Below are 12,396 nucleotides of genomic sequence, written 5' to 3' on the forward strand. Positions count from 1 at the left end.
AGTCTACTTATTCATGACCTAATACACAAACAAATAAATCCCCAAGAAGTGACAAACCGCGCCGCCAAGGACAAAGAGGTGCCAGATGGCATGGTTGTAGGGGATTTTGCGATCGGCTGCGTAGAATATGGTTCCGAGGGTGTAGGACAAACCGCCCGCTAATAATAGCCATAATGCGCCTGGGGCTACTTTATCCAGCATTTCGGGTGCTGCGACGACAATGACCCAGCCCATGAGGATGTAGGTAATGAGGGATACTCTTGGGAATCGTTGTTTAAATTTCACTTTAAAGGTCACGCCGAATATCGCGAGCCCCCAAATAACACCGAATAACGACCAGCCCCACAAGCCATTAAGGCTGACGAGTACAAACGGCGTGTAGGTTCCAGCAATCAAAAAGTATATGGCACAGTGATCTAAGGTTTGAAACGTCTTTTTCAGGTTTTCAGGTTGGAAGCTGTGGTATAGCGTCGATGTCGTGAATAAAACCACGAGGCTAAGTCCATACACGATACCACTGGCTAACTTCCAACCATTAAATGGTTCGAGCGAACTCATGATCATCATGGTCATGGCGGCAACGCTTAACAATGCGCCAATTGCATGGCTCATGGCATTGGCGATTTCTTCGCCGATACTATAGGTATGTTCGGTTAATTCGACGTCAAGATGTGCTCTTGCGTGTTCCGAGTGATCCCTTGATTGGTTCTCTACTTGACTATCTATTTGATTGTCTTCTACTTGATTCATTATGTTCTCTAAATGCTTAATGCTAATTCAGTGCCCTGTTTAATGGCTCTTTTAGCATCTAATTCAGCGGCAACGTCTGCGCCACCGATTAAGTGTACTTTACAGCCTTTACTTTCAAGCTGCTCTGCTAATTCTTTGTTTGGCAACTGGCCTGCACAGATAACCACGTTATCCACTTCAAGCGTTTCCGTTTTGCCTGAAGACTTATGCTCAATCACTAGGCCTTCATCATTAATTTCTTTGTAATCAACCCCAGAAACCATAGTAACTTTTTTATGCTTTAAGCTAGTCCGATGAATCCAGCCAGTGGTTTTTCCAAGGCCTTTACCCATCTTGGTTTCTTTACGCTGAAGCATAGTTACTTGGCGTGCCGGAGGCGTCACTTCTGCTTCATCAAGCAAACCGCCTTCGTCTTGATACAGGCGATCAATGCCCCACTCTTTTAGCCACTCGTCAAGGTTTAAGGTCGGAGATTCGCCTTTATGCACCAAGTATTCCGATACATCGAAACCGATACCACCCGCGCCTATTACTGCTACCTTGTCACCCACAGGTTTTTTATGTAGCAAAACGTCAATGTAAGACAAGACCTTTTCATGCTCAATACCAGGAATAGCAGGAGTTCTCGGCTTAACACCAGCCGCCACAATCACTTCATCAAACTTGTCTTGTAAGCTTTCAACCGTTGCTTCGGTCTCTAAATGGAGGTTAACCCCCGTTTCTTCAAGCAAATGAGTAAAGTATCGAATCGTTTCATAGAATTCTTCTTTACCAGGAATCTGGTTAGCGATATTCAACTGGCCACCAATTTTCTTTGCACGATCGAAAAGGTGAACCTCGTGACCACGCTTCGCGGCTTCAGTAGCAAACGCTAAGCCTGCTGGGCCAGAACCAACGACAGCAAGTTTCTTTTTAAAATTCAGCGGCTGCGCGACTAACTCAGTTTCATAACAGGCTTTCGGATTAACTAAGCAGGTAGCACGTTGTTGCTTAAATACATGATCAAGACACGCCTGGTTACAGGCAATACAGGTATTGATTAATTGGCTTTGTTCTCTCTCAGCTTTAAGAACAAAGTCAGGATCGGCCAGTAAAGGTCGCGCCATGGAAACCATGTCCGCACAATCATCCGCCAGCACTTCTTCCGCCACTTCCGGCGTATTAATTCGGTTAGAAGTAATTAGAGGTACGCTCACTTCTTCACGAAGTTTTTTCGTTACCCAGGTAAAGGCTCGGCGTGGTACTGAAGTCGTAATCGTTGGTACACGGGCTTCGTGCCAACCGATGCCAGTGTTAATGATAGTGGCGCCTGCTTTTTCAACTTCTTTAGCCAGCTGAACCACTTCAGGCCAATTGCTGCCGCCTTTCACTAAATCAATCATAGAAAGACGATAAATCGTAATAAAGTCATCTCCGACTGCTTTCTTAACAGCCTTAATGATTTCTAACGGGAAGCGGATCCGATTTTCATAACTGCCACCCCACTTGTCATCGCGCTTGTTAGTGCGCGTGACGATAAACTGGTTAATTAAATAACCCTCTGATCCCATGATTTCCACACCATCATAGCCCGCTTCTTTGGCTAATCGCGCGCAGCGCGCGTAATGCTTGATGGTTTTCTGAATCATACGTTCCGTCATCGCTTTTGGTGTAAACGGAGTTATCGGCGACTTTATTTTTGAAGCCGATACTGACAATGGATGATAGGCATAGCGACCGGCATGTAGAATTTGCAAAGCGATTTTACCGCCCGCGTTATGTACCGCATGAGTAATAATCTTGTGCTTTTTAACATGACGCTTACTACTCAACTGAGAGGAATGTGGCGCTAATCGTCCTCTAAAGTTAGGCGAAATACCACCAGTCACCATTAAACCAACGCCGCCTCTGGCACGGGCAGCATAAAATTCAGCCATTTTCTCAAAGCCGCCCTTTTCTTCTTCAAGGCCTGTATGCATCGAGCCCATCAGCACGCGGTTTTTAAGTTGAGTAAAGCCAAGATCGAGTGGTTCTAATAGTTTTTGATATTTCACGATGTATTCTATCTAGCAGTATCACGGGTCTTGAGCTTAAGTCTACTGGTATAACCAGTATCTTGCAATGTTTACGAACATATTTCATTACAAAACAATCATATATTTATCCCTTATAAAACAATGAGTTATTATTTCGTTACATTTATATACTAGTCATAAAATGAGCAATTTGGTTAGAATTGGCGCAGTTTAGTAATTTTAACTTGTAAGAGAAGGAATAGACGTGTCAAAACCCAACTCAATGATTGGTAGATTTTTTTACCGCATTTGGAAAACTGTCGATGTAGCCGGTCGCTTGTTAATCGGCCTAATAGCCATCACAATTTTTGTCTTCATGGTAAGAAGCTGCGTTAGTGGCCCTGACCTGCCGAAAGTAAATGAAGGTTCAGCATTGATATTAAACCCAACGGGCACCCTAGTCGAACAAACGACTTATATGGACCCGATTGAGGAAATTATTGCTGATGCACAAGGTACAAAGAACCCTGAGACATCCATGTATGACCTTTTGGATGCTATCGAATACGCTAAAAATGATGACAACATCAGCGTTTTGGTACTACAAACCAACAACTTAATGGGTGCTTATGGCGGCATTAGCAAATATCAAGATTTGCGCGAAGCTATCGATTCTTTTAAAGAGTCAGGCAAAAAAGTCATCGCTATTGGCGACTGGTACTCGCAAGGCCAGTACTACTTAGCTTCTGCTGCCGATGAGGTTTACATGAACCCTAAAGGTAGCCTGATGTTTGAAGGTATGGCGCGAACAGGCACTTACTACAAATCAGCGTTAGATAAGCTAGGTGTAAACGTCCACGTTTTCCGCGTTGGTACTTTTAAATCTGCGGTAGAGCCATTTATTCGCGACAGCATGTCTGAGGCGGCTAAAGAAGCTAACATCGAATGGTTAGGCGATTTATGGAAGCACATGCGTGATGATATCGCTGCTTCGCGTGGCAAGTCGGCTGACGAAATGGACAGCTTTATCGAAAACTACTTAAGCATCATTAAAGAAAATGACGGTAATGGCGCACTAGCTGCAGTTGAACATGGCTTTATTGATAAATTAATTTCACGAGCTGAATTCCGTGATTACATGATCAACTTAGTTGGCTTTAACGATGATGAAGACTCTTATCAAGCTATCGGCTTCAAAAGCTATTTAAAAGCACGCCGTCCTTTAGTCGATATGCCAAGCGGTAAAGACAAAATTGCTGTGATTGTTGCAAAAGGCGAAATCGTTGACGGTAGCCGCAAAGAAGGCACTATCGGTGGCGACAGCACTGCGAAATTGATCCGCAAGGCTCGCCTAGACGATTCAGTTAAAGCAATCGTTATGCGCGTAGACAGCCCAGGAGGCAGCGCATTCGCATCCGAGGTTATCCGCAGTGAAATCGTTCAAGCGCAGAAAGAAGGTAAAATTGTCGTGACCTCTATGGCTGGTATGGCGGCTTCTGGTGGTTACTGGATCTCTGCAACTTCAGACGAAATTTGGGCTCACCCTACTACGATTACCGGCTCAATTGGTATTTTCGGTATGGTTCCAACGTTTGAGCAACCGCTGAATGAACTCGGTGTTTATCGCGATGGTGTCGGTACTACCAAATGGGCTCGCTCCTTCGATGTCATGTCGGGTATTTCTGACGACTTAAAAGAAGTCATTCAACTTAATATTGAAAAAGGCTACGACGACTTCTTAACGCTTGTCGCTAATGGCCGTGACATGACTAAAGCAGAAGTTGATGAAATTGCACAAGGTCGTGTTTGGTCGGGCGAAGATGCACATCGTTTAGGTCTTGTTGATAAGCTAGGTGACTTGGATGATGCCATTGAGTCAGCCGCGAAACTAGCCAATGTCAGCGACTATGAAGTCCGTTTTGTGAAACGTGAGATAGACCCAACTGAACAAATGCTTCGTGACATCCTGCAAAACGCAAAAGCGTCAGGTGATACGGCCAAAGTTCAAGCGTTAACAGCGCAGTCTAACCCACTGGTCAATGCTATCAGCTCACAAGTTCGTGATGCGTATAAACTAGTAACAGACTACAATGACCCTAACCATGCGTACTTACACTGCATGTGTGAAGTTAAATAGTTAATCCTAGAAACAAAAAACATAAGGCAGCCTCGGCTGCCTTTTTTGTTGCCCAATTCTGTAATAAACCTCTGCACAGTGTTTCATTTAAGGTCATATTCAAAGAATTAGCACTATCCCTTTAACCGTTCTCTACCCTTTTTATTTTTTTCAAACGCCTTTAGGCAAATTTTTTCTAAGACACAAAAAAGCCGAGGATAAATCCTCGGCTAAATGACTAACTAACAGTTCGAACTAAATCTAGAATTGAGCAGTAAGACCGATAGTGTAAATATCGATATCAAAACCGCTGTCATCTTGTGATGAGTAAGCGCCATAAAGCGAAATATTCTCATCAAAGAAGTGTCTAGCTCCAATTTCATACAAGTCGTTATCGTCTAGAGACGCAAATACTGAAGTTGCTTTATTGAAGTAGTAGCTAGCACCTAAAGACCAGTAGTTGTCTACGTCTGTATCTACAATCGAGAACTCAGCTGCTAAGTAGTTATCATCGCCTAGGTGCGTGAAGTACTTAGAAGACAAAGAAACCATGTCAGTATCATCATCAGTCGCTAAAGTGAAACCAATGTAATCAGTAGCGTTGATTTGGTGATTATAAGCTGCAGAGATGTTGTAAACCGTATCGCCTTCTTCTGGATCTACAGCGTCAACACGAACTAAGAAGTTATCGCTGAACAAGTAGCCTAAAGTGAAGTCTTTTGGATTGTTTCCGAACTTGTCGTCAGACAAACCAAGTCCCAATAAAAAGTTATTGACGAAAAACTCACCAGAGGCTTGAGTCACATAGTAATCGCCTAAACCGATGTTGCTGTATGAAGCATCGATGTTGCTAACTTTATTGATGTATTCAAATTCGTTGTATGGACCTAAAGCTTTCTTGTTATCGAAGAAGTACTGACCTTCTAGCGATAATGCGTCAACCAAACCGCCACCAGCGTCAATATTGCTGTAAGCTAGCTCTGAGAACCACTGGTACTCGTTTGATGAAACTGACATTGAAGTCGAAAGAATTGCAGCTGCTGTAAGTAATTTAAATTTCACCTTAAAAATCTCCATGTGTGTAGGTGTGTTGATAAGTGGCGCGAATTCTAGTTAAAAGGAATTGGTTGGTCAACAAAATAATTGAATATCACTCAGATGAATTTCACATATTAGATTTTAAGGAAATTTCCTTTAAAAAGAATTAGTTATACTAATTAAAAGCAGTGGGATTTTGAAAAAATCCGCTAAGTAAGATATATGACTATGAACAAGACGAGTCAAAATAATTAGATCTCAAGACTCAATGAGCTACCAATAAATAGTGAATATAAATACCGCAGTGGAATCATTAATAACGTCACGCAAAGAGGGTTTCTGATAGTCACCTATTAATGACCACTTCGTGACCACCCTCGCAAAGTTCAATGCAAAAAATTTTGCTAACAATTTTGTCGAACACAGCTTCCTTACAGTCGCGGTTTCTCGTTTCATAAACGCACATACAAAAAAAGCAGCCATAGGGCTGCTTTTTTAAATAGTGGCGGAGCGGACGGGACTCGAACCCGCGACCCCCGGCGTGACAGGCCGGTATTCTAACCAGCTGAACTACCGCTCCGCGATGTCTAACTTAGTACTTAAAGTGCTTTGTTAGAGTGTTTGCTGGGTGACCTCATCGGTCAACGAGGCGCATATTACTGGCGTTCTTGGATCTCGTCAACTCTTTTTTTCAATTTTATTTAATTTTTTTCAAAAACGTTTAAAACACATACAAAAAGGCTAAATATCAATCAGTTATAGCAATCCACTCGATAATCCGCTCTTCAACTTCTTGTTCTGGAACGTCTCTTTCACTAACCAGCTTTCCTTGTAAACTATGACCTCGCTGATGGATGGTATTACGCTCACCTGAGATTAAATGATGCCACTCGGGTAAATCCTCTCCTCGCTCGACAACTTTGTATGAACAACTGCTCGGCAGCCAGTAATAGTCTTTTAAGGTTTCAGGCGTTATTTGGACACAATCTGGGACTTTACTCAGCCTATTATCATAATCGGTGCAACGGAGTGATTCAGTGTCTAGCAAGCCGCACGCCACATCTGTTTGCATCAGCATCGTATCGTCATCATCTAAAAATTGGATACGACAACATTTGCCGCAACCGTCACATAAAGACTCCCACTGTTCATGGGACATTTCATGCAAAGGTGTGGTTAACCAAAATTTGTTAATAGGCTTAGACAATTCAATCAACTATCGAGTGATAGGAGCTTTTGAGTTACTTTCTACCAAACCAGCTAACTCTTCTTGTGTCGGAGGCATTTGAAGGTAGTAACCATCTTCTTCTAGCTTTATCTTTAACTCATTGATATCAATTAACGCCAACTTGTCACGCTTATCTAAATCAATATGCATGACTAGCTCAGGTTCGCCCCAAACGCTAGTGAGGCCTTCCGGTAATTCACCAAAGTCAGCTTCGTAAGGAACATATAAATAGGTATCAGGCTTCTTTGCGCTTTTAAATACACTGCACATCATAGCGGTCAATATCTCTTGTCGATTAGATTAAGAAAATTCTGTCAGGCGTTGTTCAAATCGCTTCTGTAGCAATTCTTTACGCCAACCATTCCAGAACTGGTTTGGGCGTGACATTACCCCTAAATCAGTCTGTATGACATATTCTAACAGACGTTTGCTGGTTAATGCTTGCTCAGGTATATCATTAGCCTCAGCAATTTGCTGAGCTTCTTGTTTTAACGCCTTAAGCTTTTGCTTAGCGGACGGTAGCTTATGAAATGCTAATACTGGATCTGGCCATTCAGATGAGTCACTCTTGTCAGCTTGAGCGATTATACTCAATAACTCCGAACCATATTTACGAATACTGCCTCGATTACAACCTAGCTGGAGCAAGAGCCCAGTGGATGGTTTAGGGTGTTGACAAATTTCTAGCAGATGGTGGTCGCGAAAAATAAAGGTTTTTGGGATGTCTTTGTCACGAGCGAGTTGTTCACGCCACGCCACGGTTTTCTTAAGGCGCAATAAATGCTTAGGCTGTAAACGGTAGGCCCCTTTTATTTTTAAGTAAGCATGCTCAAAATCACCTTGGTGGGCAATAGCTTGATAAATCGACTGAGTATCTTCTAGCACAAATCCATAATGCCCCTTTTCCAGCAACTTTTCGCGCAACCGATAAAAGCATGGCAGTAAAAATTGTACGTCTTGTGCCGCATATATTTTTTGCTCTTCGCTTAAAGGCCGGGCTAACCAATCTGTTTTGGTGTGCTCTTTGTCGAGAGTTAAGCCTAACAAAAGTTCCACCATATTGCCGTAACCAAGCATCTGGCCAAAGTCGCATAAAGCGGCAGCAATTTGCGTATCAAACACGGAGCTCATGGGGAAGCCATAACTGTTGTGTAGCGCTTCTAAGTCTTCGCTACAGCTGTGCAGGACTTTAAGGATGCTTTCTTTTTTTAGCACTTCACCAAAAGCGCTCAAATCGTCAATGACCAGCGGATCAATCAAGTAGATTTCATCGCCATCATAAACTTGAATTAACGCTAATTTATGAAAAAAGGTATTGGTGCGGTCAAACTCAGTATCAATCGCTAATACGTCTTGTTCTAACCAAGATTGGCACAACTCTTCAAGTCGCTGCTCAGAAGTGACCTTCTCAACAGCAACTAACTCGGAATGGTGATCTAATTCAAATCGACTCAATATATGACCTACTTCCGCAGTTCCTTGCGTAAAATTTTTCCTACATTAGACTTCGGTAGTTCGTCTCTGAACTCTACCACTTTTGGAATTTTGTAGCCGGTTAAATGCTCACGGCAATGTGCAATTAAAGTATCCTTATCCACTGCCGGGTCTTTTTTAACAACAACGATCTTCACAACCTCGCCTTTCACATCGTCTGGCTCACCAATGGCCGCTACTTCTAACACACCAGGATGCAAAGCAACAATGTCTTCAATTTCATTGGGGTAAACATTAAAGCCCGATACTAAAATCATGTCTTTCTTACGGTCAACAATTCTTAGATACCCGTCTTCGTCAATCGTGGCCATATCGCCTGTCGCTAACCAGCCATCTTGCAGCACTTCATCCGTTTCTTTCGGACGCCCCAAGTACTGAACCATAATTTGCGGGCCTTTAACCCAAAGCTCACCAGGCTCGTCAAAACCCAGTTCATTGCCCTCTTCGTCACGAATCTGAACATCAGTCGACGGAATCGGCAAACCAATAGTGCCATTGTAAGCCTTTAAATCTAGAGGGTTCATGCTAACTACTGGAGATGTTTCCGTTAAACCATAACCCTCTAATAACGGTGTATTGGTTAACTTTTGCCACTCTTCAGCAACAGATTTCTGAACAGCCATACCGCCACCAACGGTAAGTTTTAATTTGGAAAAGTCCAGTTGGCGGAAGCTTTCTTGATTCAATAAACCATTAAATAAAGTATTCACGCCGGTCAAGGTTGTGAACGGATGCGCGCGCAGTGTTTTACAGAAATCCTTCATGTCGCGCGGATTTGTGATGTAGATGTTGTGCCCCGCCGCTTTAGTAAATAACAAACAATTCACGCACAGTGAAAAAATGTGGTAAAGCGGTAATGCCGTAATAATGGTTTCATCACCTTCATTCAAAAACGGCCCCATCCAAGCATAAGTTTGCAGAACATTAGCCACCATATTTTTATGGCTTAGTACCGCGCCTTTAGCAACACCCGTAGTACCGCCTGTGTACTGGAGAAAAGCCACATCATCGTGCCCTATTTCAACCGGCTTGAAGGTTTGCTGGGAGCCCTTACCCAAGGCATCAACAAAGCTAATGGTTTCAGGCAAGTCCGCTTTAGGAACCATCTTCTTTATATATTTAACAACAAAGTTAACGATAAAACGCTTAGGCTGAGGACAAATATCCCCCACTTGAGTAACGATAATATTATCCAGTTCCACCTTGTCTAAAGCTTCTGCCAGAGTGTTAGAAAAGTTAGCCAGAATGACAATCGATTTTGCGCCGCTATCATTAAGCTGGTGAGCAAGTTCGCGTGGCGTATAAAGCGGGTTAACATTGACGACAGCTAAGCCAGCTTTCAGAGCACCAAATAACGCAATCGGATATTGCAATAAATTAGGCATCATTAAAGCCAACTTATCGCCTTTCTCGAGCCCTAAATCGTTCTGCAAGTAAGCTGCGAAGTCATCAACCTTTTGCGCAAGCTCTTGGTAAGTTAACGTTAATCCTAGATTCGTTACCGCAGGTTTATCACCGTACTTTTCAACGGTTTCAGCTAAAATCTCTGCAAGATTGGCATATTGCTCAATATCAATAGTTTGTTGTACTTTTTCTGGATAATTTTTTAGCCAAACTTTTTCCATGAATAAACCTATTAGAAATACGAATCTGTTATTAAATGTAAGACAAGAAAATTACATTATTCGACAACATAGCGCAACTATTCCGACCACTTAAGCCTAGTTTACGCTGTTCTGTTCATTTTTGGACCAGAAATCGTTGATTTTTTCAGCAACAGCATCCGCAAACTGCATGTGTAAATGATGCCCACCTTCAAGTTCTACACGCTCTGCATTCTTGAGGTAGTCAAATCGCTGCTCTATTTCTGGATAATCTTTGTATAAACCATCAGTTGCCATGATGACCAGCATGGGGCAGATAATCTCCCGCATAACCGCCTCCATTTGTGGCTCAGTCATCCGTAACCAAGATAAATGTTTCAGCCTTGCATCACTCGACCACTGATAACCTTCTTCACATAAAGTAACGCCACGTTCAATCAAAGGTAGTAACACATCAACGGGTAATTCACTGACTTGTGCTCTAGCGATTGCCGCCGACTCTAAATCTTTAAAGTAACGCTTATTACCGCGCTTAGTTTTGCGTTGTTCCAAAGCTTTTCGTAACTGCCTAACAGTCCCTTCCGGAGAAGACACCAGAGCGCCTAATGCATCTATCGATACAATACTGTCTACTTTGTCTGGGAATACCCCTGCATAAATAGACGATAAAGCGGCACCCATGGAATGAGCAAGGAATTTAGGTTTCTCTAATTTCAATACATCAAGCAAACCATCAATGATAGAAATGCCTGAAATAAACTGATAATCAGCAGCGGGATGAAGATGCTCAGACTGACCATGACCAGGAAACTCGATTGCAATTAATCTGTAGTGGCCTGACTGAGTCAGTAACGGTGCGAGGTAGTGAAATGTGGCCGCATTATCGAGCCATCCGTGCAAGCAAAGGACTGGCTCACCTTCAGGGCTTCCCCATTCGATAACGTTGATTTTGTTACGGTTTATTTGTATTTGGTATTCACGATCAAACTTAAAGTGCATCAGAATGTTTGCTCTTGATTATGTCAGAAACTTTATGAAGATATGATAGCACATAAAAAACGGGCCATTTACATGACCCGGTATGAGAAAATAAACTCATCAAAGAGAAGTGACAATGACAACCAAGTAAGCTTTTGAGCAAAATAGCGATTGAGCTAATGTTACTCTAATTGCTACTTGTATAATCTTTGAGCACTCTTTGTTGAATTAGTTCCCTTGAATACAGATATTTTTATAGATACCAATCTCAACAGAACCTGAAAATAGTGAACAATATATTTATCAATAGATTAAAGCGTAAAATTAATAATTTTCTTTAATGGTAGATCGGCAAAGAACTTACCTTTTTCGTTCTTAGCAACTTGCCCTAAAGCCACTTCTGGATCATGTGTAAAGAACACCTTACCCTCTTTTTCTAGCAAATCATTGAGAAGACGACGCTTTTCATCAATTAAATTCTCCGGAAAACGATCATAGCCCATCGTAATGGGAAGGTGCATCCACGGCGCTCCCGGTATTAAATCGGCAGCAAAAACTACAGGCCCGCTCTGGGTAGCAACTTCCGTAATCAGCATACCAGGCGTATGTCCATTTGAAACATGAAACTGGTAGTCTTCACCGAGTAAATCCGATGTTTCCCCCTCAACCAAGTGCAGTCTACCCGTTGCTTCTAGCATATCCGTTAAACCAGGAATAAAAGAAGCCCGATCTCTTGGGTGTGGATTGACCGACCTATTCCACGCTTCCTGCCCTATCACGAATTCTGCGTTGGGGAATAAAAGTTCAGGATCTTTATCTTCAGACCATTGGGTCAGCAGGCCGCCTGCATGATCAAAGTGCATGTGCGACAAAACCACAATGTCGATATCCTCATGGCTAAACCCAGCTTCTTTGAGTGAATCGAGTAACACATGATGCGACTCTTGGACACCATATCGATCACGGTATTTCGGTTCAAAAAAGGCACCTATGCCTGTTTCAAAAAGTATGGTTTTATCGCCATCTTGGACCAGCATGGCTCGGCACACTAAAGGTATACGGTTTAACTCATCCACATCGGTCCAGCGTTGCCACAGTGCTTTTGGGGCGTTTCCGAACATGGCGCCGCCATCGAGCTTCTGGCTGTTGCCATTGATTGAGTAAAACGATTTGGAACTTGGAGTGTGAGACATA

At 42.7% G+C, this 12,396-nt stretch carries 10 protein-coding genes and 1 tRNA gene; 1 reads left to right on the plus strand and 10 read right to left on the minus strand.

Features of this window, described 5'->3' with window-relative positions; all coding sequences use genetic code 11:
• Positions 1–18 precede the first annotated feature (18 nt).
• Together trhA and TQ33_RS05630 are read right to left on the minus strand one after the other, a co-directional pair.
• Complete coding sequence (gene trhA / locus TQ33_RS05625; RefSeq protein WP_084616931.1) at positions 19–750, minus strand: PAQR family membrane homeostasis protein TrhA; 732 nt, start codon at positions 748–750, stop codon at positions 19–21.
• Between the two features lie 8 nt (positions 751–758).
• Positions 759–2,783, minus strand: coding sequence for an NADPH-dependent 2,4-dienoyl-CoA reductase (locus TQ33_RS05630; RefSeq protein ID WP_046561191.1), 2,025 nt, complete (start codon positions 2,781–2,783; stop codon positions 759–761).
• 226 nt (positions 2,784–3,009) lie between these two features.
• Here TQ33_RS05630 and sppA point away from each other — a divergent pair, with 226 nt between their 5' ends.
• A complete protein-coding gene (gene sppA, locus TQ33_RS05635; RefSeq protein ID WP_228640032.1) occupies positions 3,010–4,881 on the plus strand; it encodes a signal peptide peptidase SppA in 1,872 nt (623 codons plus the stop codon).
• A 240-nt stretch (positions 4,882–5,121) separates the two neighbouring features.
• On the opposite strand, the gene TQ33_RS05640 is transcribed toward sppA, so the two are convergent.
• The 8 genes from TQ33_RS05640 to TQ33_RS05675 all read right to left on the minus strand — a co-directional run bounded on the left by TQ33_RS05640 (position 5,122) and on the right by TQ33_RS05675 (position 12,395).
• A complete protein-coding gene (locus TQ33_RS05640) occupies positions 5,122–5,922 on the minus strand; it encodes a putative porin (RefSeq protein WP_052735316.1) in 801 nt (266 codons plus the stop codon).
• A 479-nt stretch (positions 5,923–6,401) separates the two neighbouring features.
• Positions 6,402–6,478, minus strand: a tRNA-Asp gene (locus TQ33_RS05645).
• Between the two features lie 168 nt (positions 6,479–6,646).
• Positions 6,647–7,105, minus strand: a complete 459-nt coding sequence (locus TQ33_RS05650; protein ID WP_071841134.1) for a YcgN family cysteine cluster protein — start codon at positions 7,103–7,105, stop codon at positions 6,647–6,649.
• A 9-nt stretch (positions 7,106–7,114) separates the two neighbouring features.
• Positions 7,115–7,399 carry a YcgL domain-containing protein gene (locus TQ33_RS05655; protein ID WP_046561194.1) on the minus strand — a complete coding sequence of 95 codons (285 nt, stop codon included), beginning with the start codon at positions 7,397–7,399 and terminating at the stop codon, positions 7,115–7,117.
• A gap of 27 nt (positions 7,400–7,426) precedes the next feature.
• The gene (rnd, locus tag TQ33_RS05660; RefSeq protein WP_046561195.1) at positions 7,427–8,581 is read right to left on the minus strand and encodes a ribonuclease D; all 1,155 of its coding nucleotides are present in this window, start codon (positions 8,579–8,581) and stop codon (positions 7,427–7,429) included.
• 8 nt (positions 8,582–8,589) lie between these two features.
• Positions 8,590–10,245 (minus strand): AMP-binding protein, encoded by a 1,656-nt coding sequence (locus TQ33_RS05665; RefSeq protein WP_046561196.1) that lies wholly within the window; start codon positions 10,243–10,245, stop codon positions 8,590–8,592.
• A gap of 96 nt (positions 10,246–10,341) precedes the next feature.
• Positions 10,342–11,223 carry an alpha/beta fold hydrolase gene (locus tag TQ33_RS05670; protein ID WP_046561197.1) on the minus strand — a complete coding sequence of 294 codons (882 nt, stop codon included), beginning with the start codon at positions 11,221–11,223 and terminating at the stop codon, positions 10,342–10,344.
• 290 nt (positions 11,224–11,513) lie between these two features.
• Positions 11,514–12,395, minus strand: coding sequence for an MBL fold metallo-hydrolase (locus TQ33_RS05675; protein WP_046561198.1), 882 nt, complete (start codon positions 12,393–12,395; stop codon positions 11,514–11,516).
• Between the last annotated feature and the right edge of the window lies 1 nt (position 12,396).

Origin of the sequence: Kangiella geojedonensis, assembly GCF_000981765.1 — a bacterium.
GTDB classification, from domain to species: Bacteria; Pseudomonadota; Gammaproteobacteria; order Enterobacterales; family Kangiellaceae; genus Kangiella; species Kangiella geojedonensis.

What these genes read in the sequence shown, in the direction of transcription:
- trhA (WP_084616931.1), bottom strand. Translation starts at nt 750, where the DNA reads ATGAATCAAGTAGAAGACAATCAAATAGATAGTCAAGTAGAGAACCAA.
- TQ33_RS05655 (WP_046561194.1), bottom strand. Translation starts at nt 7,399, where the DNA reads ATGATGTGCAGTGTATTTAAAAGCGCAAAGAAGCCTGATACCTATTTA.
- TQ33_RS05665 (WP_046561196.1), bottom strand. Translation starts at nt 10,245, where the DNA reads ATGGAAAAAGTTTGGCTAAAAAATTATCCAGAAAAAGTACAACAAACT.
- TQ33_RS05670 (WP_046561197.1), bottom strand. Translation starts at nt 11,223, where the DNA reads ATGCACTTTAAGTTTGATCGTGAATACCAAATACAAATAAACCGTAAC.
- TQ33_RS05675 (WP_046561198.1), bottom strand. Translation starts at nt 12,395, where the DNA reads ATGTCTCACACTCCAAGTTCCAAATCGTTTTACTCAATCAATGGCAAC.